General features: G+C 72.3%; 20 protein-coding genes. 5 read left to right on the forward strand and 15 right to left on the reverse strand.

Going from position 1 to position 25,692, the window contains the following annotated elements:
• Nucleotides 1-67: 67 nt before the first annotated feature.
• A complete protein-coding gene (locus tag AS857_RS05935) occupies nt 68-970 on the reverse strand; it encodes a LysR family transcriptional regulator (protein WP_058042019.1) in 903 nt (300 codons plus the stop codon).
• Nucleotides 971-1,101: 131 nt separating this feature from the next.
• Between AS857_RS05935 and AS857_RS05940 the strand changes: the two genes are divergently transcribed.
• Complete coding sequence (locus AS857_RS05940; RefSeq protein ID WP_058042020.1) at nt 1,102-2,010, forward strand: aldo/keto reductase; 909 nt, start codon at nt 1,102-1,104, stop codon at nt 2,008-2,010.
• 108 nt (nt 2,011-2,118) lie between these two features.
• On the opposite strand, the gene AS857_RS05945 is transcribed toward AS857_RS05940, so the two are convergent.
• The 10 genes from AS857_RS05945 to AS857_RS05990 form a co-directional block, all read right to left on the reverse strand.
• On the reverse strand, nt 2,119-3,579 hold the full coding sequence (locus AS857_RS05945; RefSeq protein ID WP_245699599.1) for an MFS transporter: 1,461 nt from the start codon (nt 3,577-3,579) through the stop codon (nt 2,119-2,121).
• Nucleotides 3,580-3,732: 153 nt separating this feature from the next.
• Nucleotides 3,733-4,533, reverse strand: a complete 801-nt coding sequence (locus tag AS857_RS05950; protein ID WP_058042022.1) for an ABC transporter permease — start codon at nt 4,531-4,533, stop codon at nt 3,733-3,735.
• Complete coding sequence (locus tag AS857_RS05955; RefSeq protein ID WP_079110125.1) at nt 4,530-5,612, reverse strand: ATP-binding cassette domain-containing protein; 1,083 nt, start codon at nt 5,610-5,612, stop codon at nt 4,530-4,532. The genes AS857_RS05950 and AS857_RS05955 overlap by 4 nt, the downstream gene beginning before the upstream one ends.
• A 23-nt stretch (nt 5,613-5,635) precedes the next feature.
• On the reverse strand, nt 5,636-7,039 hold the full coding sequence (locus AS857_RS05960) for a condensation domain-containing protein (protein ID WP_058042023.1): 1,404 nt from the start codon (nt 7,037-7,039) through the stop codon (nt 5,636-5,638).
• Nucleotides 7,040-7,089: 50 nt separating this feature from the next.
• Nucleotides 7,090-7,377, reverse strand: coding sequence for an acyl carrier protein (locus AS857_RS05965; protein ID WP_058042024.1), 288 nt, complete (start codon nt 7,375-7,377; stop codon nt 7,090-7,092).
• A gap of 101 nt (nt 7,378-7,478) precedes the next feature.
• Nucleotides 7,479-9,239 carry an acyl-CoA dehydrogenase family protein gene (locus AS857_RS05970; RefSeq protein WP_058042127.1) on the reverse strand — a complete coding sequence of 587 codons (1,761 nt, stop codon included), beginning with the start codon at nt 9,237-9,239 and terminating at the stop codon, nt 7,479-7,481.
• A complete protein-coding gene (locus AS857_RS41095; protein ID WP_058042025.1) occupies nt 9,236-11,158 on the reverse strand; it encodes an acyl-CoA dehydrogenase family protein in 1,923 nt (640 codons plus the stop codon). Before AS857_RS41095 ends, AS857_RS05970 begins: the two co-directional genes overlap by 4 nt.
• Nucleotides 11,148-13,172 (reverse strand): fatty acyl-AMP ligase, encoded by a 2,025-nt coding sequence (locus AS857_RS05980; protein ID WP_245699600.1) that lies wholly within the window; start codon nt 13,170-13,172, stop codon nt 11,148-11,150. Before AS857_RS05980 ends, AS857_RS41095 begins: the two co-directional genes overlap by 11 nt.
• Before the next feature lie 2 nt (nt 13,173-13,174).
• Nucleotides 13,175-14,350 carry a trypsin-like serine peptidase gene (locus AS857_RS05985; protein ID WP_058042027.1) on the reverse strand — a complete coding sequence of 392 codons (1,176 nt, stop codon included), beginning with the start codon at nt 14,348-14,350 and terminating at the stop codon, nt 13,175-13,177.
• Nucleotides 14,351-14,446: 96 nt separating this feature from the next.
• A complete protein-coding gene (locus AS857_RS05990; RefSeq protein WP_245699601.1) occupies nt 14,447-15,520 on the reverse strand; it encodes an alpha/beta hydrolase in 1,074 nt (357 codons plus the stop codon).
• A gap of 280 nt (nt 15,521-15,800) precedes the next feature.
• Between AS857_RS05990 and AS857_RS05995 the strand changes: the two genes are divergently transcribed.
• From AS857_RS05995 to AS857_RS06005, 3 genes are all read left to right on the forward strand, one after another.
• Nucleotides 15,801-16,772, forward strand: a complete 972-nt coding sequence (locus AS857_RS05995; protein WP_058042028.1) for a helix-turn-helix transcriptional regulator — start codon at nt 15,801-15,803, stop codon at nt 16,770-16,772.
• 337 nt (nt 16,773-17,109) lie between these two features.
• Nucleotides 17,110-17,388 carry a hypothetical protein gene (locus AS857_RS06000; RefSeq protein WP_144440737.1) on the forward strand — a complete coding sequence of 93 codons (279 nt, stop codon included), beginning with the start codon at nt 17,110-17,112 and terminating at the stop codon, nt 17,386-17,388.
• 111 nt (nt 17,389-17,499) lie between these two features.
• Complete coding sequence (locus AS857_RS06005) at nt 17,500-18,114, forward strand: AAA family ATPase (protein WP_058042030.1); 615 nt, start codon at nt 17,500-17,502, stop codon at nt 18,112-18,114.
• A 28-nt stretch (nt 18,115-18,142) separates the two neighbouring features.
• On the opposite strand, the gene AS857_RS06010 is transcribed toward AS857_RS06005, so the two are convergent.
• The 4 genes from AS857_RS06010 to AS857_RS06025 all read right to left on the reverse strand — a co-directional run bounded on the left by AS857_RS06010 (nt 18,143) and on the right by AS857_RS06025 (nt 23,863).
• Nucleotides 18,143-19,750 (reverse strand): phytoene desaturase family protein, encoded by a 1,608-nt coding sequence (locus tag AS857_RS06010; protein WP_079110101.1) that lies wholly within the window; start codon nt 19,748-19,750, stop codon nt 18,143-18,145.
• 202 nt (nt 19,751-19,952) lie between these two features.
• Nucleotides 19,953-22,541, reverse strand: a complete 2,589-nt coding sequence (locus AS857_RS06015; RefSeq protein WP_058042031.1) for a SpoIIE family protein phosphatase — start codon at nt 22,539-22,541, stop codon at nt 19,953-19,955.
• 99 nt (nt 22,542-22,640) lie between these two features.
• The gene (locus tag AS857_RS06020; RefSeq protein WP_058042032.1) at nt 22,641-23,135 is read right to left on the reverse strand and encodes a hypothetical protein; all 495 of its coding nucleotides are present in this window, start codon (nt 23,133-23,135) and stop codon (nt 22,641-22,643) included.
• Nucleotides 23,136-23,449: 314 nt separating this feature from the next.
• A complete protein-coding gene (locus AS857_RS06025; protein WP_058042033.1) occupies nt 23,450-23,863 on the reverse strand; it encodes an ALF repeat-containing protein in 414 nt (137 codons plus the stop codon).
• Nucleotides 23,864-24,128: 265 nt separating this feature from the next.
• On the opposite strand from AS857_RS06025, the gene AS857_RS06030 reads away from it, so the two are divergent.
• Nucleotides 24,129-25,652 carry a DUF8189 domain-containing protein gene (locus AS857_RS06030; RefSeq protein ID WP_058042034.1) on the forward strand — a complete coding sequence of 508 codons (1,524 nt, stop codon included), beginning with the start codon at nt 24,129-24,131 and terminating at the stop codon, nt 25,650-25,652.
• Nucleotides 25,653-25,692 lie beyond the last annotated feature (40 nt).

The raw sequence follows: 25,692 nt of genomic DNA on the forward strand, positions 1-25,692 counted from the left end.
ATCCGCGACGGTGCCGTCCGCGTCCGGGTGCACGACGCCGCGGGCGCGGCGCAGGGCGCCGGCGTGGCTATGGCACCGACCGGACCAGGGCGGTCAACAACGCCTCGACGTGCGGCTGGGGCCGGCCGCGATGCCGGGCGGCGGTGGCCACGCCGATGTAGCGCGCGGGGCGCGGCGGGTCGATGGGGATCACGGCCACACCGGTGACCGACGGGTCCAGGGCGATACGCGGTATGAGGGAGACGCCGACACCCGCGGCCACCAGGGTCTGCGCGAAGAAGAAGTCGGTCGTGGCGGCCGAGACGCGCAACTCGGAGCCGGCGAGTTCGGCGTAGCGGTGCATGAAGGCCTGGGCCCTCATGCACCCCATCACCCAGCGCTCCTGCACGAGTTCGGACAGGTCCAGGCTCGCCCGGTCGGCGAGAGGGTGACCCACCGGCAGCACGGCCGACATCGGGTCGTCCATCAGCGGTACCCAGTCCAGCCCGGACCGGTCACCGGGCCGGACCGGCAGCGGTCCGTCGAAGTGATAGGCGAGCGCGATGTCGGCCCGCCCCTCGCGCACCAGCGGCAGGCTGTGCTCCGGCTCCTTCTGCAGCACGGTCAGCTCCACCTCGGGGTGCTCGGCGACGAACCGGGTCAGCACCGGCGGCAGCAGCCGGTGACCACCGCTGGTGAACGTGGCCACGGTCAGCTTCGCACGCCCCGTCGCCAGCCGGTCGATCTGCTCACGGGCGTGTGACAACTCGGCCGAGATCGCCTCGGCGGCCTCGACGAGGAGCCGCCCCGGCTCGGTCAGGGAGACACCCCGCGTACTGCGCTCGACGACCTGGGTGCCGAGTGTCCGTTCCAGCGCGGCGATCTGCTGGGAGACCGCGGACGGCGTGAGCAGCAAGGAGGCCGCGGCCTTGTTGAAACTGCCGCTCCGGGCGACCTCGCGGAGCGTACGGAGCCGCTGGACATCGATCATCAGTTGTCCTTCATACGGGTTAAGCAAGTCACCACTTCTGCTGATGATCGCATTCCGGCAGGCTCGTGCACACAGCGAGGCGAGCACGCACCGCAACCTCACCACCCGTGTACAGAGAAGAGGTTCCCGCCATGCGCACACGCCGCCTGGGTGATGTCCACGTCAGCGCGATCGGCCTCGGCGCCATGCCGCTGTCCATCGAAGGCCGGCCCGGCGAGGACGCGGCCATCGCCACGATCCACGCCGCCCTCGATGCCGGAGTCACCCTCATCGACACCGCCGACTCCTACCACTGGCACGCGGACGAGACCGGCCACAACGAGTCGCTCGTCGCCCGCGCCCTGACCCGCTACGGCGGCGACACCACACCGGTCCTGGTCGCCACCAAGGGCGGGCGCGGCAGACCCGGAGACGGTTCATGGACCGTGACGGGCACGCCCGAACACCTCAAGAGCGCCTGCGACGCCTCACGCCGGCGCCTCGGCGTCGACACGCTCGGCCTCTACCAGCTCCACAAGCCCGACCCGCAGGTCCCGTGGGCCGAGTCCGTCGGTGCCCTCGCCGAACTCCTCGACGCGGGGAAGATCCGCGCGGCCGGCATCTCCAACGTCGACGCCGACCAGATCCGCGAGGCCCACGCCGTACTCGGCGGGCGCCTGGCATCCGTACAGAACCGCTTCTCCCCGGCAGTCCGCGACAGCGCCCCCGAACTGCGGCTGTGCGAGGAACTCGGGGTGGCGTTCCTGCCGTGGAGCCCGCTCGGAGGCATCTCCAGAAGCGTGCTGGAGAGCCCCGTGGCGGACGATCGAGGTACGGCACACGGGACGTACGAGCCGTTCCACGAGGTCGCCCGTGAGCACGGCGTGAGTCCACAACAGGTCTGCCTCGCCTGGCTGCTGGCCTTGTCCCCGGCCGTCGTCCCCATCCCGGGAGCGCGCCGCACGGCGTCGATCCGCGACTCCGCGGCCGCCGCCGACCTCGTCCTCAGTGCCGAGGAGATCGCCCTGCTGACGTCAGCGACGCCGCTCGACAAGCCTTGAGGAGAGGGCGCGCAGCCGGCCGGTCGCTGTACGTGGTGCGCGGCAGGTGTGGACCAGGCGCCGGAGTCCGGCTCGGGCAGAGCGGCGGCTGTGGGGGGCGAACAGTCGTCAGCAGCGACGGCCTTGACAAGGCAACGGTGCCGGTTCCGATGCCGTCTTCTCCTCACGCCGGGACCAGGCTACGAGGAAGGTCAGCGCGATCCCCGCCGCCACCACGAACAGGGCGGTGCTGATCCCCTGTGCCGTCTCGTCCTGCAGCTGCTCTCCCGTAACGTCGTCGAGGCCGGCTGTCGCCACCAGCACCAGGACGGCGAGGCCCACAGCGGCACCCATCCCCGAGCCGGTGGAGGCGACCCCTGAGGCGATGCCCTGCTCACGGTCGGACACACCGGTTCCGGCGGCGATGAACATGCTGGTGAACACGACCCCGTCGCCGATGCTGAGCGCGATGAGCCCCGGGATCAGCGAGGCGTACGTGCCGTCCGGGGAGATCGCCGAGCCGAGCAGGGCGGCGCCGAGCGCACCGATGGCAAGAGCGCCGAGCAGCGTGCGCCGGAGGCCGAATCGCGTCACCATCTGGCCGGCCGTGGTCGACCCTGCGACGACGACCGCTGTCGGCATCAGGAAGCCGGCGCCGGTCTTCAAGGCGTCGTAGCCGAGGATCTCCTGGAAGTAGATCGAGAGGAAGTACAGCACGGAGCCGAACGTCGCCATGAACATGAACGCGATGACGAGGCTCGTGACGAGACTGCGGTTGGTGAGCAGCCGCGGTGGCACGAGCGGGTCGCTGCTGTTGCGCTCGATGAGCGCGAAAACGCCCAGCAGCAGGAGTCCCGCCGCTGCGCCGAAGAGGATGCCGGGTGAGAGCCAACCCAGTACCGGCCCCTGAACCAGGGCGAACACGATCGACGTGACCCCCAGGGTGACGCTGAGCGCACCGGGCAGGTCGAATCCCCGTCCTCTGTCGCGCGGCCGGTCCTTGGGGATCAGAGCGAACGCGAGGAGCAGGGCAGGACCTGCAAGGGCGACATTGACCAGGAACACCGCTTCCCAGCCGAAGGCGTGGGTCAGCAGTCCCCCGAGGAGTACGCCGATCACCAGTCCGGCCGCACCGGCGCCACCCCAGATCCCCAGCGCGCGGTTGCGCACGCGGCCTTCGGTGAACGTGACGTTGATGAGCGCCAGAGTGGTGGGGAAGACCAGCGCGCCACCGAGGCCTTGAACCGCGCGAGCGACGAGCAGCATCCCGGGGCCGGTCGCCAGCCCGCCCGCAAGCGCTGCTCCGGTGAAGAGGGCGAGGCCGGTGGCCAGGACCCGGCGTCGTCCGACGAGGTCTGCTGCGCGTCCGCCGAACAGGAGAAAACCGGCGGAGGCGACTGCGTAGGCGCTGATCACGGACTGCAGGTTCTGCGCGGAATAGCCCAGGTCGCGTGCGATGTCGGGCAGTGCCACAACGACGATGTACTGGTCGAGCGAGACGATCAACATGGCGAACGACAGCAGCGCGAGTGTCGCTGTCTCACGGTTCCAGCCGAGCCCGCTTGGTGGAGACGCTCCGACGGATGCCACAGCAGCACTCCTCGATGGGAGCCTTGCGAGTCTGATTCGGTAAGGAATCTACCACTTTGTCGGCAAGGGGTACTGGCAGATGCAGCAGCACATGTCGCTGCGGTGGCGACCACAGCCGCCGACGGCCGGCTATGCGATCGTCCGACGGCCCCGTCAGCGGTGGGCGATTCTGCGGTACCGGGCCGTGGCCCACGTCATGGCGACGGCGATGATGGCGAGTGAGCACAGCGTGCCGTACATGAGTGCGTGCTGGGCCGGCCAGCCGGCCGGCTGGGCAAGGTTCGGGGGCGTGGCGTTGCCGAACAGGGCGCGGGTGGCGTTCGCCAGGCCGGTGACCGGGTTCCACTCCGCGACCGTGGCCAGGGGCCGGGGCATCGCGGCGACCGAGACGAAGCCCGACGAGACGAAGGTGACCGGGAACAGCCAGATCAGGCCCAGGCTCTGTGCCACCTCCGCGCTGCGGGCGACCAGGCCGATGACGGCGCCGGTCCAGGACATGGCGAAGGCGAAGAGCAGGAGCAGCGCGTAGCCCAGGACGGCGTCGAGGGGCGGGCCGTGGACGCGCCAGCCGACGGCGAGCCCGCACATGCTGGTGACCAGCAGGCTGACGGCGTTCATCGTCAGGTCGGACACGGTGCGCCCCAGCAGGACGGCGACGCGTGACATCGGCAGGGAGCGGAACCGGTCGACGATCCCGCTCTGGAGGTCCTCGGCCAGGCCGACCGCGGTGAAGGAGGCGTTGAAGGCGACGGTCTGGACGAAGATGCCGCCCATGAGGAACTCGCGGTAGGCGGCGCCGCCCAGGCTGCTGCCGAAGACGTATCCCAGCAGCAGGACGAACACGACGGGCTGCACGGTGCTCGCCAGGACCGCACCCGGCGTGCGCCGGATGGTGAGGAGGTTGCGCCAGGCCACGGCCCCGCTGTCCGAGGCGACGCGCGCGAGGGCGTTCACCTGCGCACCGCGTCCCGGCCGCGGCCCCCGGCCTGCCCGGCGTCAGCCTGCCGGGACCGGTGTGCAGGCGGGTCCGGTGGCGTCCCGTCGGGCCCGTGGTCGGCCGACGGTGACGTCCCGGTCAGGGTGAGGAAGACGTCCTCCAGGGTGGCGCGGCGGAGGCCGAGGTCGAGGGCCCGGATGCCGGCGGCGTTCAGGTCCTGGGCGACGGCGGCGAGCGCACGCTGGCCCTCGCCGGGTCCGACGGTGAGCTCCAGGCGCCCCGCGCGTCCGTCCGCCGGCGAGCACGTCGTTCCCCGGGCGGTCAGGATCCGCCGTGCGCCCTCCGTGTCGCGGGGGTCGGCGACGACGACCTCGATCCGCTCGCCGCCGGTGACCGCCTTGAGCTGGTCGACCGTGCCCTCCGCGACGACCCTGCCCCGGTCGAGCACCGCGATCCGGTCGGCCAGGTGGTCGGCCTCCTCCAGGTACTGGGTGGTCAGGAGCACGGTGGTGCCGTCGCGGACGAGGTCGCGGACGACGTCCCACGTGTCGAGGCGGCTCTGCGGGTCCAGGCCGGTGGTGGGCTCGTCGAGCACCACGACCGGTGGCGCGGCGACGAGGGCACCTGCCAGGTCGAGCCGCCGGCGCATGCCGCCGGACCAGGTCCCGGCCGGGCGGTCGGCGTCGTGGTGAAGGCGGAACCGTTCGAGCAGCTCGCGCGCGGTCGCCGCGGCCCGGGTGCGCGGCATGCCGTACAGGCGCGCAACCAGGCGGAGGTTCTCGAAGCCGGTCAGCTTGTCGTCGACCGCCGCGTACTGCCCGGACAGGCCGATGAGCCGGCGCACCCGGCCGGGGTGCCGGACGACGTCCGTGCCGAGGACGAAGGCCCGTCCGGCGTCGGGGCGCAACAGCGTGGTGATGATCTGCACGGTGGTCGTCTTGCCGGCCCCGTTCGGGCCCAGGAGGGCCGTGACCCGGCCCGCCGGGATGTGCAGGTCGAGCCCGTCGAGCACGGCCCGGCCGCCGAAGGCCTTCCGCAGACCGCCGAGTTCGACGGCATTACCGACGGCATTACCGACGGCTCTACCGGCGGCGATACCGGCTGCGGTCCCTTCCGCGGTCACCGGCCGTTCCCCGGCAGCGGAAGGCGGGAGAGGGGCCGGTCCGGCCGGGCGGCCGCGCTCTCCAGAAAGGCGAGGAACCGCTCCCGGTGGGTGGCGATGTCGTCCTCGGTGTAGAGCGTGGCGTTACCGAGGAATTCGATCTTCATGCTGTCCGCCTGCGGGCCGGCGCCCGTGGGCCCGTCCCGGCCGGCCGGGGTGCGGTAGACCTTGAGGGCCAGGTCGGGGATGAGGCCGGCGGGCAGTTGCCGGGGAGTGGTCGCGCACGAGCCGAAGCGGAAGTCCCGCCCGAAGGCCATGACGTTGACCTCGGGGCCGACGAGGGCGGCCGAGCCGGCGGGCAGGCCGAGGTCGGCGCGGAGGTACGCGGTCGGGTAGCGCTGGTGCCGGATGATGCGCCGGATCTTCGTCCCGGTCTCACCCACGAGCCGGGCGAAGGTCGTCGCGGGGCCGACGGGCAGCCGGAGCGGCAGCACGTTGGCCAGCATCGCGGGCGTGGCGAGGGCGGCCCGCGAGTGCCGCGCCGCCATGGGCAGGCTGGTGATGACCTCGGGGTGGCCGGTGAGGCGGTGCGTGTACGCCGCGGTGGCGGCGACGATCGTGGCGGACCAGCGGCCGACGCCCGCACCGACCGTGCCGAGCAGCGTGCTGAGCTGTTCGGAAGAGAGCAGTGCGGTGCCGCCCACTGTCCCGCCGGAGGACGCGGCGCGCCCGGTCAGCGGGGTGCCCTGGGGCGGTGCGGCGAACTCGTCCCGCCAGAACGCGGCGTCCGCGGCGCGGTCCGGCGAGGAGAGGTAGGCGGCTGTCTCGTCGAGCAGCCCGGCCAGCGGGGCGGCGGCGGACGGTGCCGGATCGCGCCCGCTCTCGTACGCGGTGTACAGCTCGGCGAGGCGCCGGCAGTGGAGGTACTGGCCGAAGCCGTCCAGGGCGATGTGGTGGTACCGGAAGTAGAGGAGGCTGCGTTGGGGGCCGAGGACGAACAGGACGTGCGTGCAGGGGGCCTCGGTCGCCAGGTCGGTCGCGGTGCGGAGGTCCTCGTCCATCAGCTGCTCGGCCGCGGCCTCCGGCTGCGCGTGGCCGGAGAGGTCGACGACGCCGAGCAGGCCCTTCCCCGCCTCCTCTGTTTCCCCGGTCTCACCCGCGGGTTCCACGGTGAGGCCGACGCCGTTGTCTGTGGCGTGGAAGCGCGTCCGCAGGGTGTCGGCCTCGGCGACCGCCCGGGCCACGGAGCGGCGCAGGGCGTCGTGGTCGAGCGTCCCGTCGAGGGCGATGGCGACGGCGCAGTTGTAGAGCGGGTCGTCCGGCGCCTGCTGCTGCGCGGCCCAGATGCCGGTCTGGGCGACGGTGGCGGGGCGGAGGACGGTGAGGTCGTGGTGACGGTGGCGATGACGGTGGTCGGACACGTGTCCCCTTCACTCGGTGGTGTCACGGGCGGGGGTTGCGGGCGTCCCGGTCACGTGCCCTGGGCGAGTTCCTTGGTGACGGCCTCGACGAGTGCGTCGATCGTCGGGTTGTCCCACATCATGGTGGGGTCGACGTCGATGCCGAAGCGGTCCTCTATCTCCGCCGCGACGGACAGGGCGTAGACGGAGTCCAGGCCGTAGTCGCTGAGCGGGACGTGCGACGCGATGTCCTCGCGGGGCAGCTGCACGTGCTCGGCGACCAGGCCGAGGAGCCAGTCCCGGAGGGCGTCTCTGTCGTGTCTGTCGTGTCTGCCGTGCTCGGCCGTCGGATCAGCCATGTTCTCTCCTTTTTCACGGGTTTCAGTTTCACGGGATTCAGTGGGGGACAGTGGTGCCGTGCGGGACACCGGGATGCCATGCGGGCCGGCCGCCGCCCGTATCACGTGGCCGTGCGCGGGGTCCGCGGGAGCAGCCCGTAGCCGAGCGCGTGCTCGTGCCGGTGCAGCAGCCGTTCCCACAGGGCGTCCTCCAGGTACGGCGGCAGCGTGGGGGGCGCGGCGCCGAGAGGGGCACGCAGCCGGTGCAGCGCCGCGGCTGCCCAGACGGGGTCCGCGAGACCGGAGTCCATGGCGCCCGCCTCACGGCCCGGCCACGCCTCGCGCCAGGTCCCGAAGCAGGCCGCGGCGACGAGCACGTTCACGTAGCGCGTCGTGAGGTCGTAGCTGGACGACCGCGCCATGACGGACAGTTCGCCGGGCCGGAGCACCGAGCACTCCCCGGCGAGTGCGGCGAGCTCCGCGGCGAAGTGCTCCCCGTGCTCCGCGAGCGCGCGGTGGGCGGGCCCGTCGCCGTCGGGCATGGCGGCGAGCCCCCTGGCCAGCGAGGTGCTCAGGCTCTCGCGTCCGCCGGCGGTGAGGGCCAGGGCGCGGAAGTCCATGGGCGGCAGCTCCGCCCCCGGCCGGAACAGCCCGGCGGGAGTGGCGGCGGCGTCGCGGAGCCAGGAGCGGCGGGCCAGCAGGGGGAGCTGCGGCAGGAGCGACACCTGGCAGGCGGCGCGCGCCGCATGCCCGAACCCGACGGGCTGGAGGTCGCGCAGCAGCTTCTGGAAGATCGCGCCGGGGCCCTCGCGGAGGTAGAAATGGGCGCCGAGGACGGAGGAGAGCCTGTTCACGGCGTCCATGAGCGCTTTGGACACGAAGTACTTCACTGCTTGGGCGTGGACGGCGGTCTCGGCGGGCAGCAGCTGCAGCGCCCGTGTGGCGATGGTGGCGAAGCAGTCCGCGGTGAGCAGGTCGGCGAAGGCCCCGGTGAGGACGGAGCGCACGTGGGGCAGGTCGGCGGCGGTCCTGCCGTAGAGGCGGCGGTTGCGGACGTGGCGCAGGGTGACGTCCAGCGCCGTCTCGACGACCGCCGTGGACATGGCCGCGAGGGTGGTGCGCGTCACCTGGAACGAGCGCAGGGCCGTCTCCAGGCCCAGCCCCTCACCGCCGAGGACGGCGCGCGCGGGCACCGGGCAGTCGCGGAACTCGACGCCGCCGAGCTGGACCCCGCGCATGCCGGTGGTGCGGTAGCGCGGCAGGTAGGTGACGCGCCGGGCAGGCAGCAGCGACTTGTCGACGTAGACCTGGGAGTGGCTGCGGCTGCCGCGCGCCGTCGACGTGCGGGCGAAGACCACCACCGCTTCGGCGCGCCGGAGGTTGGTGACGACCTCCTTGCGCCCGTTGAGGAGGAGCGTCGTCCCGTCGCTGCCCGGCAGGGCGCTGAACTCGGTGCCCGCCATGTCGTTGCCGTGGGCCAGCTCGTGGTAGGCGACGGCGATGCGCCCGCCGCCCCGCAGCAGGGCCGCGGCCGCCCGGCAGTGGTCGTCGCCGCCCGCGGTCCAGACGTTGACGCCGGCGATGAAGGAACTGGCGCCGTAGCCGAGACCCAGGCAGGGGTCGCGCCGGTAGACGGTGCGCATGACGTCGACGAGCCGGTCGAGGCGGGTGAGGCGGCCGCCGAACGCTGCGGGCACGAACTCCTCGTTGAGGCCGAACGCGTCCAGGGCCTCCTCGCCCTCCGCGAGCATCTCGCCGCGTTCGTCGGCCGCGAGCACGGCGGCGAAGCCGAGGGGGTTGCCGGGGTCGGCGGGGTCGCCGAGGACCCGGTCGAGCGCGTGCGCCCGGTCCGTGCAGGCGGTCGCCGCGGGAGTCGAGGTCACGAGACGCCCCTTCGTACGGGCCCGCGTCGTGGCGGGGCCGGTGGAGTGCCGCCGGAAGCCGGTGGCGTGCCGGTGGCTTCCGGCCTGGCGGGCGCGGGGGCGCCGTCGGCCTGCGGCGGCTGCCGCTCGCACAGCAGCCGGTCGGCCAGGTGGTCGAAGGCCTCGGCACGGGCCTCGCCGAGGGGATGGCCGAGGCGGTTGAGGACGAGCGCCAGGCCCGCGGACAGCCGCAGGACGTCGTGCGGGGTGCCGGCACCGGCCAGGTACAGGTGGATCAGGGCCGCTCCGGCGAAGCACAGTTCGTACTGCTCGGCGAGGTCGAAGGCGGCCTGCGGAACGGTGCGGGGAGCGCGCTTCTGTTCGCCGAGACCGGTGTGGAGCGCGTCGGCGAAGGCGACGAGCTCGTCGGCCGCGCGGGACGCCTCCCACGGCACCAGGCCCTCCCCGGCGGCGCGCCTCAGCCGTCCGGCGGCCTCGGGGAGCAGCTGGACGAGGCTGCAGCCGCGGGTCGACAGCATCCTCAGCCGCGCCGGGTCGAAGGGAAGGACGGGGGCGCCGGGCACCGTCCGGGCCACGGCGTCCCGGTCGGCCGTCCCCTTGCGCCAGGCCCGGGACAGGGCGGGGAAGTGATCGACGAGCAGGCTGCGGTTGACGGCGGTGCTGCCGTCGAAGACCGCCACGATGCGGTGGTCCCGCTCCAGCTTGGCGAACGCGCCGTCCGCGTAGGACTCGCTCAGGAAGCCGCGCACGCCCAGGAGTTCGGCGAGCGTGTCCAGGCTGTCCTGGACGAGACTCGGGACGAGGGCCTTGGTGACGGCGGAGACGACGCTCAGCTCGGAGGTGAGCGTGTGGATGCTGCGGGCCGCGACGTCCACCACCGACTCCGCGACGGCCAGGGTGGCGGCGGCCCGCCCCAGGATGCGGCGGACCCGCGGCAGCTCGGCGAGCGTGCGCCCGTACAGGACGCGGCTCCGGGCGTACCGGACGGCGATGTCCAGGCCGTGGTCGAGGGCGCCGAGCGAGAGGGAGGTGCACAGGGTGCGCGTGAGCTGGAGGGACGTGAGGACCGTCTCGACACCGGCGCCGGACTCGCCGACGAGCGCGGTGCCGGGGACGACCGCCCCGTCGAAGACGATGCCGCTGATGTCCGCGCCCCGGATGCCGTGGGTGCGCACCTTCGGCAGGGTGCGGTACGAGCCGGGCGCCAGCCGGGTCTTGTCGACCAGGAGCAGGCTGAAGCCCCGGGGGCCGCCGGCGTCCGCCGTGCGGGCGAGGACGCACAGGTAACGACCGCGCGTCGCGTTGTTGATGAGCCACTTCTCGCCGTCGAGCCGCCACCCGCCCTCGCAGGGGCGGGCCGTGAGCTCCCCGGCGAGCAGGTCGCTGCCGTGGTCGCGTTCGGTGAGGGCCCAGGAGACGACGCCGCCGCTGCGGACGGCCCGCGCGAGCCGGGACGCCTGCTCGTGTGCCCCCGCGACCCAGACGGGTGCGGCGCCCAGGAACGTCTTGCCGTGGGCGACGGCGACGGTCAGGTCACGGCGCGCCACGGTGCGCTGCAGCTGGACCAGCTCGGCCATGTCGCGCATGCGACCGCCGTGGCGGACGTCCACGTAGAAGGAGCACAGGCCGAAGGAGTCGAGGGCGGCGCAGGCCGTGGCGGGGAACGCCTCCCGGCGGTCGAGGGCGGAGAGCTCGGCCCGGGCGAACGGGGTCTCGCCGGCCCAGGGCCGGTCCAGGAAGGCGTCGAGGGCGATCACGGAGTCGTAGGTGGTCGCGAGGCCGTAGGAGGTCGCGGGGATGCGTGAGGTTGTGGGGCTGTGGGAGACCGCGGGGGCATAGGAGCCCAACGGGCCGCCGGAGACCGCGGAGCGGCGCGAGCTCATGGAGTGGCGTGAGCTCACGGAGTCGTCATGGGACACGGCGCACGTCCTCCGGTGTCGCGCCGGCCCGGCCGGTCGCGTCCTCCGCGCTCAGCGGCACGGTGCGCGCCAGGGCCGGGCCGAGCGCGGTGTGCACGGGCCGGAGCTCCCCGGAGCACAGCAGTTCGCGGGTGCGCAGCCGCTGGATCTTCCCGCTGGTGGTGCGCGGGACGGTACCCCGGCGGACGAGCACCAGGCCGCCCAGGTGCGCCCCGAAGCCCTGGAAGACGGTGTTCCTGACCGAGGCGGTCAGCTGTTCGAGGTCCGCGCGGCCGTGACGGCCCCGGATCTCGTGCACGAGGACGAGGGCCTCGTCCTCGCGTCGGCCGCCCGGTCCCCCGGCACCGCCGACGGGCACGGTGAAGGCGGCGCCGCACAGGCCCTGCAGCGGGGCGTGCCGGTCGCGGACCTCGTACTCGATGTCCTGCGGGTAGAGGTTGCGGCCGCGCAGGATGATCATCTCCTTGATGCGCCCGGTGACGAAGAGTTCGCCGTCGAGTACGGCGCCGAGGTCCCCGGTGCGCAGATGGCCGTCCGCCCGGTCCGTCCCCTCCGCGCGGTGCCCGGTGCCGGGGGCGGGCCCGGCGGCGCCGGCGGCGGGTCCACCGGCACCGGCCACAGGCTCCGCGAGCGTCGCGCGGAAGACCCGGTCGGTGGCCTCCGGGGCGTTCCAGTAGCCGCGGGCGACACTGTCGCCGCGCAGCCAGATCTCGCCGACCGTCCCGTCGGGCACCGGCCGCAGGGTGGCGGGGTCGACGATGGTGACTTCGAAGTCGGCTGGGTAGCCGCAGGAGACGAGCTCGGTGGTGGCGGCCCCGGCGCCGGGCCCTGCGGCAGCGGCAGCGGCAGCGGCGGGGACGAGGGCGCCGGCGGCCAGGCGTCCCTCGTCGAAGCGGCGCACGACCGGATCCCGGCCGGCGGGGGTGCTGACGAAGACCGTGGCCTCGGCCAGGCCGTAACTGGGCTTGAAGACGTCGGCCCGCAGCCCGGCCGGGGCGAAGCGCTTGGCGAAGTCGGTGAGGGTGGCGGGCCGCACCGGCTCGGATCCGTTGCAGGCGATGCGCCAGCGGGACAGGTCGAGCCCGGCCAGTTGCTCGTCGGTGACTCTGCGGGTGCACAGCTCGTAGGCGAAGTCCGGGGCTGCGGAGACGTTGACGCCGAACTCGTCCATCATGCGCAGCCACCGGTGGGGCCGCTTGAGGAATCCGGTGGGACCCATCATCACGGAGGACGCGCCCAGGGCGAGCGCGGGCAGGACCATGCCCAGGAGTCCCATGTCGTGGTAGTGCGGGATCCACGAGCCGAAGACCGTGGTGCGGTCGACGCCGAACGCGCGCCGGATGCTGTCGGCGTTGTGCAGGAGGTTGCCGTGGGTGACGACGACGCCCTTGGGGTCGCCGGTGGATCCCGAGGTGTACTGCAGCAGGGCGACGGTGTCGTGGTCGAGAGCCGGGGCCGGGGACGGGGCCGGATCCGTGTCGACCAGTGCTCCGGCCGCGTCGGGGGGCACGGTGCCGAGGCAGTCGGTGAGCAGGACGCCGCAGCGTTCGCCACCCAGGCTCTCCCCGCTCAGGCTCTCCGCCCACGCGGTGACCTCCGGCAGGCTTGCGGCGCTGGTGAGGACGAGGGCGGTCCCCGCATCGGTGGCGATGGCGGTGACGCGCCGCTGCTGTGGCCGGAACCGGCCGGGCAGGGGCGAGGGAACCGCGATGACGCCCGCGTACAGGCATCCCAGGAAGGCCACGACGCACTCCGGCCCCTCGGGGTGGAGCAGCAGCGCGCGATCGCCCGGAGCACACCTCCGGAGGAGCGCGGCCGCGATCGACCGCGCCCGGAGGTCCAGCTGCTCGTACGTGAGGGACGTGCGGCCGTCGGCGGCGTCGAAGTCGTGCACGAACGTCACCGCCGTGCGGGTCCGGGTGGAGCGGTCGGCGGCCTGCCGGCGGATCGCGTCGGCGTAGTTCCGGTGCACGGCGTCCTCACGACCCGGGCTCCGGCGGTTCCTCTCGCCCACCGTCACCCCTTCGTGCCGCGGGGCGCGGCGCCTGCGGGCGCGGCCTTGTGCGCGGAGGACGTGCCCGCGGAGGACGTGCGCGCGCCGGCCGACGACGGTCCGCCCGCCGGGTCGGCCGACTGGGCGAAGTCGTAGACGGCCCGCTCCTCGGCACCGAGGTGGGTGGAGCTCAGGTTGGGGCCCTGCAGCCAGCCGATGATGCCGATGATCTGCCCCGGGTCGTCGTAGCGGGAGAAGACCCCGACCTGGACGCCCTCGCCGGTGGCGGGGTCGAGGCCGGCCAGCAGGGGGCCGCCGCTGGTCCCCGGCGACAGCGCGCCGCGCATCACGTCGCTGTAGTAGACCGGGTCCGCCCAGGAGGTGCCCTGCGCCACCATCAGGGAACGGCCGTCGAAGGTGCGCTGGAGGCCCGAGGACACGTTGCCGGGGCGGTAGTAGTTGCGCTCGTTGATGGTGGGGTAGCCGAATACGTGGTGCTGCTGGCTCTGCGGCTGGTCGAAGGCGATCCGCTGTGCGCCGGTGACCTGGGCGATCGGCCGCGGCTCGTCGGGGTTGTCCACCAGGATCGCGGCCATGTCGTGCCCGAGCAGCCAGTCGGCGCTCTCACTCCAGGTCTTGGTGAAGAACTCGCGCGTCACGCCCCAGACCCCGTACGGCGCGATGTCCTTGCCGGGAAGTGCGGTGCTGGTGGTGCGGCGGGGCAGGTTCGCCCCGTTGAACCCCGGCACGAAGACCATGTTGGTGACGACCGTGTTCCCCCACCCCAGACCGAAGGGGGTGTGGACGCGCACGCAGTGCGCAGCGGTGAGCACGGTGCTTTCGTTGGCGCCGGTCACCACGTTGCCGGAGCACGAGGACCGGGCGACGGTGCCGTTGTCCAGATCCTTGGTCTCCATGAAGATCTTGCCGGCGGTGCGGGAGATCAGCCCGGCCTTCCGCGGCCACGGTTTGCTGAGGTCGTCCCAGCCTCCCGGCGGCGGGGCCGCGTCCTGGTCCTCGTGGTTGAGGCCGGCGGCGGCCATCTTGTCCAGGGTCCAGTACTCGACCTCGGCCCTGAGCCGCTGGTCGTAGTCCGCGCCGGCCGGGACCAGCGGACGCAGCTCGAACGCCGGCACGTCGGCACTGGCGGGCGGCGCCACCGTGAGCAGCGCGGCCATCAGCCCGAGCGCGCCGAGCACGCTCGTCCTCGTACGTCTCGACCATTTCCCGAGAGACAACGTCTTTCCCTTCAATCGTCTTTCCCTACAAGGGATTCCGGGGGTGCTGCGGGCGGGTCAGGCGGCGGAGGCGAAGGCCGCTTCCAGGCGCGGGACGTAGTCCACGAGGTCCTGCGCCCAGCAGCCGTAGTTGTGGCCGCCGTCGCACGCCCCGCCCCAGCCGGAGCCGTTGCCGTAGTCGACGTAGTGGTACGGGTGGCCGAGCCGGTCCAGGCCGTCCTTGGCGTGCTGCGCCGCCGATCTGACCCAGAACTCCGGTTCGGCGGGGTTGCCGTTGCCGTCCCCGGTGTAGAGCGCGACGCCCATGCCCTCCAGGCGGTCCATGTGGGAGGACGGGTCGGCCTCGTTCCAGAGCCGGTCGGCGTTGAGTATCGGGTACGGGGAGCCGAAGATCGCGTCGCTGGAGACCGTGGGCCCGAAGTCGAGGGAGCAGGTGGGGCCACTGGAACCGCACAGCGCGGCACCGGCGTTGGTGAGGGTGGCGACGACGGCTCCGCGCATGACGAGGTGGTTGGCGGAGAGGTCGGTGGCGCCGGAGAGGGAGGCGACCTGGCCGAAGAGGCCGGGGTGGCGCTGGGCGTAGTGGAGGGCGCCGAAGCCGCCCATGGACAGGCCGGCGACGGCGCGGTTCTGTTTGCCGGTGAGGGTGCGGAGGTTGGCGTCGATGTAGGGGATGACCTGGCTGATGTGGAAGGTCTCCCAGTTCTGGGCGCCGGCGGCGGTGTCCTGGTCGCGCCAGTCGGTGTACCAGCCGCGGCGGCCGCCGTCGGGGATGACGGTGATCATCGACTGGGCGGCGGTGAGGGCGGGGTAGGCCAGGTTCGGGTTGCCGGGGTCGTCGGAGGCGCCGTGCAGAAAGTACAGGACCGGGTAACGGCGGGTGGTCTCGGCCGTGTAGTCGCGCGGGAGCAGGATGCGGATGCGGTGCTCCCCGGCGACCTGGGGTGTGGTGACCGTGACGACGAAGTTGGTGGCCGTGCCGGTGACCGGGCCCGTCCGGGTGAGGCCGAAGCCGTCGTGCATCGGGGGCGGGACCGGGGCCTCGGCGGCGTGGGCGGCCGGCAGCGGCAGGCCCACCAGAACGAGAACCGCGACGGCGACGGCGGCGACGACGGCGGTCACGGCATCCACCGCCCTCCGCACACGCGGCAGCGGAAGGAAGGGAGGCCGGGAAGGCGGAAGCCGGGAAGGCAGGAGCCAGGAGGGCAGGACTGATCTCATCGGAGTCCTCGCGGTGGGCTGGGTGTCGGGGAACAGTGGTTCGGCCGGACACCGGGAATCTCATCGCAGCGACCGGCCCCGCGCCATACGGCAAGGCGGCCTACTTGGGCCACTGGCGCAGGTGTGCCACTCCCGCTGTAAGGTTCGGTGGTCGGGTTGCCCGGCGTTCGAGTACGGCGAGGGGAGAGTCGTGCACGACGTGTTGGACCCGGCCTCCGAGCGCGGACGTGTGTACCGGTCCCTGGTCGGCCATCCGGGCGAGCCCCTGGGGCGGCTGGCGGCCCGGTCCGGTCTGAGCGAGTCCGCCGTCACGGCGGTGCTGGAGGAACTCGCCGCCGAGAACATCGTCATGGCGACGGGCTCCGCCGCCGGGGAGGCCCTCTGGGAGGCGTTGCCGCCCACGCAGGTCGTCGAGGTGCTGCTGCAGCGCGACGCGGCCCTGCGGTCGGCCCTGCGCCGGGCGGGCACGGAGCTGGAGCAGCTCTACCGGTTCGCCCGGCGGGAAGCCGGTCACTACGGCGCGCTGGAGGTCGTCGAGGACTCCGTGCGCCTGCTCGTGATCAGCCGGCAACTGCAGCTGGCGGCGCGCCACGAGCTCCGGGTCATCGACGTCCCGCCGTACTCCGGGACGCCCGACCACTACCTGGAGCAGGAGACGATCCAGCGCGAGCGCATGGCCGCCGGAGTCGTCTACCGCACCATTTACCACGGCACAGCGTTCGCCGACCCGGTCGCGGGGCCCAACATGGCGCGCATGATCGAGGCCGGAGAGCAGGCGCGGGCCCTGGACGACCCGCCCATCAAACTCGCCATCCGTGACGGCGACCTGGCGGTGGTCACCGTCGTCGCCGACGACCACCCGGGCCTCGTCTCCCTCCTCGTCCGCCCGTCCGGCCTGTTCCAGACGCTGTCCAAGGTGTTCGAGTCCCTGTGGAAGCTCGCCGTTCCGGTGTCGGCTGCGGGCATCGGCCCGCAGCTCGACACCCGCGACCGGCAGATCCTCACACTCATGGCCAGCGGTGCCACGGACGACGCGATCGCCAGGCGCCTGGGCCTGGGCCGCCGCACCGTCGTGCGCCGCGTCTCGGCACTGCTGACCCGGCTGGGCGCCACGACCCGCTTCCAGGCAGGCGTCCAGGCGGCCCGGCGTGGCTGGCTCTGACCGCATGCACCCCCGCAGGCATCACGGGGCGAAGCCCTCTCGTCTTCGCAGCTGCTTCCTGACCCTCACCAGCATCGAACGAACCCTCATCTGCTGCCGCCGACTCACCCATTGAGACTGCAGTCAAAGGACGTCCGGGAACCGTGGAGGCCTCCCGGCGTCTTCCCGATTGAGTGCAACTCCCCAGCAGCGGATAGGATTTGATTGTTCTTGAGAAGGGGCGCTGATGGGCACCAGATTTATTGAGGTAGACGAATCGCGACAAGGTGAGACGGGTGTGCGGAAGGGAGGCAGAACATTGACGGTGGGAGACCAGTCCATCACCCAGGAGACATGGGTGAAGGTGGAAGCCTACGACGACCTCGATCCGACCGTGACCGGGGATGTCCATCTGCACACCTTCGCAGTTCCGGGTATGGACGTGCGGGTCGGGGCCGCGAAGGACGACGAGGACGGAAGCAGCGAATTCGAAACCAGATTGGTCCCGTCTGTCCAGTATTACCAGATCGAGCTCGGGCCCGACTCGCTGAATAAGCTCCATGATGCGCTCAAGCCCTTCATCGCAGCCGCGAAGGAATGTGAGCCGCCAAAGGGCCGCAAGGTGCGCGCCAAGTAGTCCACAATGTCCCCTCCCGCGAGGGGACATTGCCATATTGCGGACGGCGGGCCTGTCTTGTCGGAACAGCCGCCGGCCTTTCTTCCAACCCCGTCCGTATACGGTCTGAGCATGATCGACTCATCGTGGGACGTCCTTCTCCTCGGCGGCGCTTCGGGCGTGGGCAAGAGCCGGGCCGCCGCCCGGTTGGCGCGGTCGAGCGGCGCGTTCGTGGTCGAGTTCGACGACGTGGTCAGCGCGGTCCAACGCCTCACCACTGTTGAACAGCACCCCGGCCTGCACTGCTTCGACGGGATACCTGACACCTCCGTGCTCGACGTCGACCGTGTGGTGGAGTTGCAGATCGCCACGGCCGACGCGTTGCAGCCCGCCCTCCTCGGCGTCGTGGACAACCGGTTGACCATCGACGTGCCGGCGGTCATCGAAGGTGACTACCTCACCCCGGCCGCCGCCGCCCGCGCCGTAGAGGAAGGCGCGGTGATCGGCCGTGACATACGGGCCGTCTTCCTGCACGAGGACGATCCGGAGCAGATCACCGCCAACTATGCCGCCCGCGAGCCGAACAGCGGTCTTCAGACCCATAGAGCCCAGGTCAGCGCCCGGTACTCACAATGGCTCGCCGACCAGGCCGCGCTCCACGGGGTGCCTGTCGTGCCGTGTCGCCCGTGGCACGATGTGGCCGTACGCATCGAGCGGGCCCTCGGACGGGCGGCCTCGCAGTCCTGAGGGACGGAGCGCGGTCGTTGCGGCGAGGTCAGTGGCTCAGCGCGGCCATGGCCGCGTTGTGGCCGGGGATGCCGCTGACCAGGCCGCCGCGTGCCGCGCCCGAACCACACAGGAGGATGTTGGGGTGGGCGGTCTCCACGCCCCACCGGGCGGCCGCCGAGACCTCGTCACTGTTGTCCGTGCAGGGGAATTCGAGTGCGGAGTGGAAGATGTTGCCGCCTGGTAGCCCTAGTTCCCGCTCGAGGTCCAGGGGGCTCTTGGCCTCGATGCACGGGCGGCCGTCGCTGCCGACGGCCAGGCAGTCGGCGAGGGGCTCGGCGAGGTGGGAGTCGAGCTGTTCCAGCGTGGCCCGGAGCAGTCGCTCCCGGGTGGCGTCGTGGTCGGTGGTGAACAGCCGGGCGGGCGTGTGGAGCCCGAAGAGGGTGAGGGTGTGGTACCCCTCGCGGGCCAGTGCGGGGCCGAGGACGGAGGGGTCCGTGAGGGAGTGGCAGTAGATCTCCGAGGGCGGGGCGGAGGGGAGCCGGCCGGTGGACGCCTGCTCGTAGGCGGTCTCCAGCTCCTCGTACCCCTCACTGATGTGGAAGGTCCCCGAGAAGGCGGTGCGCGGCTCGACGGCGGTGTCGCGTAGCCGGGGCAGGCGTCGCAGCAGCATGTTGACCTTGAGCTGGGAGCCCTCGGCCGGCGGCGGGGGCTCCTCGCCCAGGAGCCGGGCCAGTTCGTACGGGGAGGCGTTGACCAGGACGTGCCGCGCCGCGAACACACCCCGTGTGGAGGTCACCTCGGCCGTACGGCCGTCCGTGGCGATGTGCGTCGCCTCGCACTCCGTGAGGATGTGTGCGCCGGCGGAGCGGGCCGCGTCGGCGAGGGCGTCGGTCAGTGCCCCCATGCCGCCCACGGGGACGTTCCAGTCACCGGTGCCGCCGCCGATGACGTGGTAGAGGAAACAGCGGTTCTGGCGCAGCGTGGTGTCCTGGGCATGGGTGAACGTGCCCACGAGGGCATCGGTGAGCACCATGCCGCGCACGAGGTCGTCCTGGAAAGCGGCCTCGATGGCCTCGCCGAGGGGTCGCTCGAAAAGGGCTTCCCAGGCGGACCGGTCATCGATCCGGGCGCGGAGTCCGGCGCGGGTGGGAAGCGGCTCGGTGAGGGTGGGGAAGACCCGCTCGGCCACGTGCCGGGTCATGCCGTGGAACCGCTGCCAGGAGTCGAATTCCTTGTCCGATCCCGTGAGCCGGGCGAACGACGCGCGGGTGCGGGACTGATCGCGTTCCACCAGAAGGCCGGTGGGCCGCCCGCCGCGCACGGTGGGGGAGTAGGAGGAGACTGCGCGCCTGCGGACGGTGAAGCGCAGCCCGAGGTCCTTCACGATCTTTCGGGGCAGCAGTCCGACGAGATAGGCGTAGCGCGAGACCCGGGCGTCGAAGCCGGGGAAGAGGCGCGTGGAGACGGCGGCACCGCCGGTTCGGCCGAGGCGTTCCAGGACGATCACGCGGCGTCCGGCGCGGGCCAGATAGGCGGCGGCGACCAGACCGTTGTGACCACCGCCGACGATCACCGCGTCGTACGCCCCGGCGGCCTGCCCGGCCGGGGGACGGGCTCCGACCCGGTGGGCGGCGTCCGGGATCGTCCCGGGCATGTCCCTCGATGTCGCCATGCCTCTTCGTAGCACGCGTCGATCGGCGCGGCCAGACCCCGGCGCAGCGAGGCCGGGGCATCCGGAGCCCCGGCCTACGGCGGCCGACGCAATGCCCGCGATGCAGGGCTACGCCACGTGCGACGGCGAGGCGCCCGGGGGTCCTCCTCCGGATTCGTCGCCGGAGCCTCGCGAAGATCGCTCGTCAGGCGGATGCGGGCAGGTGGATGTCCAGGAGGCACACGTCGTCGCGCTGTTCGTCCGGGAGGAGACGGGCCAGCAGGGTGTCGAGCGAGCCGGAGCCGTCCGTGGACAGTTCGGTCTCGGCGGCGCGGGCGAGACGGCCGAGCCCCTTGTCCAAGTGTTCCCTGGGGCGTTCGATCAGGCCGTCGGTGTACAGCAGCAGGTGGTCGCCGGGTGCGATCCGGCACACGGCCTCGTCGAAGGAGGGCCGCAGCGTGGCGCCGAGCAGTATGCCCTCGGGCGGGGAGAGGAACTGCGCCTTCCCGTGGCGCACGAGCAAGGGCGGTGGATGGCCCGCCTGGACCCAGGTCAGGCAGCGGTCGGCGGGGTCGTAGCGGCCGAGCACGAGGGTGGCGGTGGCATGGTGGTCGCGGGTGTGCAGGAGCAGGGTGTTGAGCCGGTGCAGCGCACCGGTGAGCGACGAGCCGGTGACGACCATGCCCTTGGCCGTGAACCGCAGCTGGGCCATCGTGGCCACCGCGTCGATGCCGTGTCCGGCCACGTCGCCGACCGCGAAGAGCACGCCGCCGCCCGGCATTTCGAGGGCGCTGTACCAGTCGCCGCCCACGTTGATGTCGTCGTGGGAGGGGAGGTAGGCGACGTCGACGCGCAGATCGCCCAGGTTCAGCGACTGCCCGGGCAGCGGCAGAAGGGCGTGCTGCAGGCGGGCGGCGACCGTCCGTTCCTCCTGCAGGACGTTGCGCTGGGCCAGGACGGCCTGCCGGGTCTCCGTCAGGGCCAGTTCGGCGGTGCGATGCGCTGTGACGTCCTGGACGAAACCGTGCACTTCGACGGGGGTGCCGTGGGCGTCCGGCACCGCCTCGGCGACGACCCGCAGGTGCCGGACACCTCCCCGCGTCGTGATCCGGACCTGGTGGTCGACGGGGGTGCCCGCGCCCAGGAGCTGCCGGAGCGCGCCGGTGAAGCCCGGGGCGTCCTCGGGCAGGACGTCACCGGGGAAGGCGTCGAGGGGCAGCGGGCCCGCTTCCGGGTCGCGGTCGAGGACGGCGTGGACCTGGGGTGACCAGGTGATGGCGCCCGTGACGAGGTTCCAGTCCGTCCAGCCGAGGTTGCCGAGCCGCTGCAGGTCGGCCAGCAGGGCCTGCTGCCGGGCGACGTCGTCGTGGCCCGTCCAGGTGACCACGAGGGCGTCACCGAGTTTCACTGCACGGACGGAGAAGACGGAGCGTTGCCGCAGGCCGGCGACGACCCCCTCGTAGGTGAAGGGCTCGCCCTCGTACGGCGTCCCCGTGGCGAGTGTCCGCAGGCAGCCCTGCCAGACATCGGCGCCGGCCACGGCGGGGTAGCACTCCAGGACCCGCAGCCCGACCAGCCGGCGGCCGCGTCGGCCGGCGACATCGACGGATTGCGGCGCGGCGGCGTCGATGCGGAAGTCCTCGACGTCACCCGACGGTGACCGCAGCGGGGTGAGGAGGATGGCGGGGCCCTGGAGGACGTCGAGGACGGCCTGGACGAGTGCGGTCGTGCCGGCTTCGGGCCCTCCCGGGCAGCCGGGCTGTACGGGCTGCCCGGCCGGCGCGCACCCTCCGGGCGCCTCCGGGGCCCCGGACCTTCCGGACCACGTGGACGGACCGGGTTGTCCCTTCAGCCGGAGCGGCCCCGGACGTACCTCCCCTGCGCGGAGGCTCCCGGCGCACAGCCGGGCGACGGACTGCAGCAGCTCGCGCACGTCCTCGCCGAAGGGGGCGTCCACGGTGCGCAGGACGCCGAGGGCCGCGGTGACCCTGCCGCCGGTGGTGACCGGGAGCCAGGCGCGGGTGCGCCATTTCTGCGGCGGCTGCCCGATCAGGTGGTAGCGCTGTGCGTCCTGTGCCGGGTCCTCCAGCCACACGGCTTCGCCGCGGCGGATCGTGTCCAGGGCGGCGATGCCGCCGACGGGCGGCACGGACCGCCACTGGGCGGCGACCGCGGCCCCGGTGCCGGCGTGCCCGGCGAGTTCCAGGGCGTCGTGCACGGTGAGGGAGAAGAGGAGGACGGCGTCGGCCCGGACCGGGGAACCGGCCAGGTGGTCCAGCAGCCGTTCCGCGACGTCCTGCGGGCAGGTGGCACCGGTGAGTGCCTTGCTGAGGTTGCCGAGGAGCGCGGTGCGGGAGGGCGGGCGCGGCTCCGTGCCGGATTCCAGCGCCTGCCCGGCCGCCTGCCCGGCGGCGGCGGGGGCCGGGCCGTGACGCGTCGGTCGGGACGGCCCCGGGGAACCCTGGTCCGGGACGTCGGGAACGTCCGTGACGCCCTGGACGGGGAGGAAGGGCGGGTGGGGCGCCTGCGGGATGTCACCGAGGGCGATCCAGCACTCCTCGGTCAGCGTGCGGCCGCCGGCTCGCGCCCGCCGGGTCAGTTCCTCGTGTGCTTCTGCAGCCGAGCACCCCGACCGTGCCATCAGAAAGCCTTTGGCGCGCTCCAGCACGGCCGCGGTGGACGCCTGGTGGCGCAGGCGCTCGTTCTCGGCGCGTAACGCGGCCACGACCTTGGCCGGCGCGACGACGTCGGGTGCGACGCCGGACTCCTCGTCCTTGACAGGTTCGCTCGTCACGTCACCGAGGATGTCACAGGGAGCAGCCGCGGGATCCGTGTGCGCAGGCGCCGGTAGCCGGCCGGGCGGGTGCCTGAGGGGAGGTAGGACGGGCCGCGCTCACGCGGCCGTACGGCACCGGCGCCGGTAGTAGCCGTACGTCAGGGCGAGGATCAGCGGTCCCCACAGCGCCATCAGGCCGCTGACCACGGCGGCCAGTAGCCGCCACCACCCGCTGGTGTACGGGACATCGGAGAAGCCCGTGAGGTGGAACGTGCAGAGCACCCACTGGACCAGCAGTGCGGTGAAGAGCGCCCCCATGAGAGCGGCGGGCACGATCACCGCGAACGGGGGTATGCGCCTGCCGCGCAGCACCGGCACCCAGCGCGGCACCACCTCGCCCCACGGCCGCACCAGGCCGCGGCACAGCAGCGCGAACGCCTCGGACAGCAGGCTGAGCGTGACGACGTAGGACACGTTGGCCCACCGGGTCCACGACATCGGGGCCGCGTCCGCGCCCATCGGGAAGTCGAAGCCGATGGGCAGCCGCCACAGGCACACCGGCAGGGCGAGGAGGGGGAGGAGCCGGGCGATGCGTTCCGCCCAGAGCGGCACGGGGTGCTCGGTCCCGCCGGACGCCGTGGCGCCCGCCGGGCCCGGCTGCGCACTGGCTGAACTTGCCTTGTATGTGGGGGCTGTGGGGGCTGTGGGGCCGGTCGGGCTCGTCGTAGTCGTCGCTCTGATCGCCATGCGTCCACTCTGGTCGGCCGTGGGCGAGCGGGAATCACGCGCGAGCAGGAACCGGCTCCCCCGTGTGGCGGAGGCGCGCCCCACTCCGAAGTCCAGGCCGTGATCCTGTTACGACACCTGAGGCCCGCAGTAATTACTGCGGGCCTCAGAGGTGTCACGGCTCGGGGAGCCGGTAGGTCCTACTGGTGCTCGGCGAGGAAGCGGACGCGGTCCTCGGGCGTGCCGTTGAGGGCCTTCTTCGCCGCGGCCTTGAACTCCGGGGAGGGGTTCTTGGAGACCAGCTGGACGATGGCGACCTGGTTGTCCGAGTCGCGGGCGACGAACTGACCGGACTCCAGGAAGCGGACGCGGTCCTCAGGGGTGCCCTTGAGGGCGGCCCTGGCGCCTTCCTTCATCGCCGCGCCGGGGTACTTCGAGACGAGCTGGACGATGGCGACCTGGTTGTCCGAGTCGCTGGTGTTGCCCTGGGTTGCCGAGGCCGGCGCCGTAACGGGAGCCTGCACCGCACCGGCGGCGAGCGCCGGGGTGGAGAGCAGGACGGCCGGCGCGATGGCGGCGGCGACGACGAGGAGCGACACGCGGGTCAACTTCATGTACAAAACTCACTTTTCCTGAAGACGATCTTGAAATCTTCCCTGAGGGTAAGTGGATCTTGTGGCGATGGCCACCAAATATCCGCCGGCCCCCGGCCCCCGGTCGCCGCGGGCGCAACCTTGTCAACCCGTAGCGTTCCCGATGCCCTCACCGGGCAGCCGTGGCTAGCGTCCACCCCGCCGGTGCGCGAGCCGTCGCTCGGACGACCCGCGACCGTACCTCACCCGTCCGTTCCGACATGACCCCGAGGGGGAAGGACGCCACGTGCTAGACGGTCTTTCCAGACGTGCGCTGCGCCTCGTTCTCGCGGCGGCAGTCACCGTATTGCCGTCGTTGGTGACGACGTCCCCGGCCGCCGCGCGAGCCCAGGCAGCCGGATTCGCCGCCTCCTGCCCGACGGTCGGCTTCATCTCCGATCCCTACGGCGGCGCTCGCGATCACGACGGCATCGACATCGCCAGCAACTACGGCACTCCGATCCATGCCGTGGGCGACGGCGAGGTCATCAACTCGGGTCCCGCCGACGGCTACGGACAGTGGATCCGCATCCTGCACCCCGACGGAACGGTGACCGAGTACGGGCACATGTACCGTCGCGACGTCGCCGTGGGCGACCGGGTGACGGCCGGTCAGCGCATCGCGCTCATGGGCGCCGAAGGCCAGGCCGACGGTCCCCACCTCCACCTGCGGGTGCGACGCGACACCAGCATGAATCATGGCATCGACCCCGTTCCCTACCTCGCAGAACGCGGCGTGACCATACCGTGCACGCCGGGCCAACGCCCCGGGCCCCCGCCGCTGGTGTATCCGGTGGAGTCGGGCCGGGTGGTGTCGGCGCGGTCGGCCGACGGCCGGCTGGAGATCTTCGCGGCCGGAGCCGACGGGGTGCACCACGCCTGGCAGACCCAGGTCAACGGCGGCTGGTCGGAGTGGGAGCGGCTGGGCGGACCCGGTAACGCGCAGCTCGCGGTCGCTCCCAATGCCGATGGGCGGCTGGAGGCGTTCGCGGCCAACGGCGACACCGTCCAGCACCGATACCAGCTGACGCCGTCCGGCGCCTGGTCGGACTGGGAGAACTTCGGAACCGGTGGAACCACCGTCGCTGCCGGAGTCAACGCCGACGGCCGTATCGAGGTGTTCGCCTCCGGTCCGGTGGGCGTCTTCCACCGGTATCAGACCGCGCCCAACAGCGGTTGGTCGGAGTGGGAGCCCACGGGCGGTGGCCCCGCCGGCAGCCGGGTGAAGATGGAGAAGGCCCCCGACGGCCGGCTCGAGGTGTTCGCCCTCAACGGGAACGTCTTCCAGCACCAGTACCAGACCGCCGTCAACGGCGGCTGGTCGCCGTGGGAGGACTTCGGCGGTGGCGGTCACGACGTGACCGTCGACCACAATGCCGACGGTCGTCTCGAGGTGTTCGCTTCGGGGCCCGTGGGGGTGTTCCACAGGTACCAGACGAGCCCCACCAGTTGGTCGGAGTGGGAGCCCACGCGAGGCCCTGCGAATTCCCGGCTCACGAGCGACCGCACCGCCGACGGGCGTGTCGAGGTCTTCGCCATCAACGGTGAGACCGCCGCGCACATCTGGCAGAAGGACGCGAACGCTCCCTACAGCGACTGGGACGACTTCGGCACCGGCGGAACCGAGATCACCGCCGCCACCAATGCCGACGGCCGCATCGAGGTCTTCGGCACCAGCCAGGCGGGGGTCCACCACAAGTGGCAGACCGGGTTCAGCACCTGGTCGCAATGGACCTGGGTGAACAGCACCTCCGGTCCCCCCGTGAAATGACCGGCCACCTGAAGGGGCAGCAGTTGATATCGATCCTGGG

The sequence above is a fragment of the Streptomyces roseifaciens genome (genome assembly GCF_001445655.1).
In the GTDB taxonomy this organism is placed as follows: domain Bacteria; phylum Actinomycetota; class Actinomycetes; order Streptomycetales; family Streptomycetaceae; genus Streptomyces; species Streptomyces aureoversilis.

What these genes read in the sequence shown, in the direction of transcription:
- AS857_RS05935 (WP_058042019.1), bottom strand. Translation starts at nt 970, where the DNA reads ATGATCGATGTCCAGCGGCTCCGTACGCTCCGCGAGGTCGCCCGGAGC.
- AS857_RS05940 (WP_058042020.1), top strand. Translation starts at nt 1,102, where the DNA reads ATGCGCACACGCCGCCTGGGTGATGTCCACGTCAGCGCGATCGGCCTC.
- AS857_RS05965 (WP_058042024.1), bottom strand. Translation starts at nt 7,377, where the DNA reads ATGGCTGATCCGACGGCCGAGCACGGCAGACACGACAGACACGACAGA.
- AS857_RS06005 (WP_058042030.1), top strand. Translation starts at nt 17,500, where the DNA reads ATGATCGACTCATCGTGGGACGTCCTTCTCCTCGGCGGCGCTTCGGGC.
- AS857_RS06010 (WP_079110101.1), bottom strand. Translation starts at nt 19,750, where the DNA reads ATGCCCGGGACGATCCCGGACGCCGCCCACCGGGTCGGAGCCCGTCCC.
- AS857_RS06025 (WP_058042033.1), bottom strand. Translation starts at nt 23,863, where the DNA reads ATGAAGTTGACCCGCGTGTCGCTCCTCGTCGTCGCCGCCGCCATCGCG.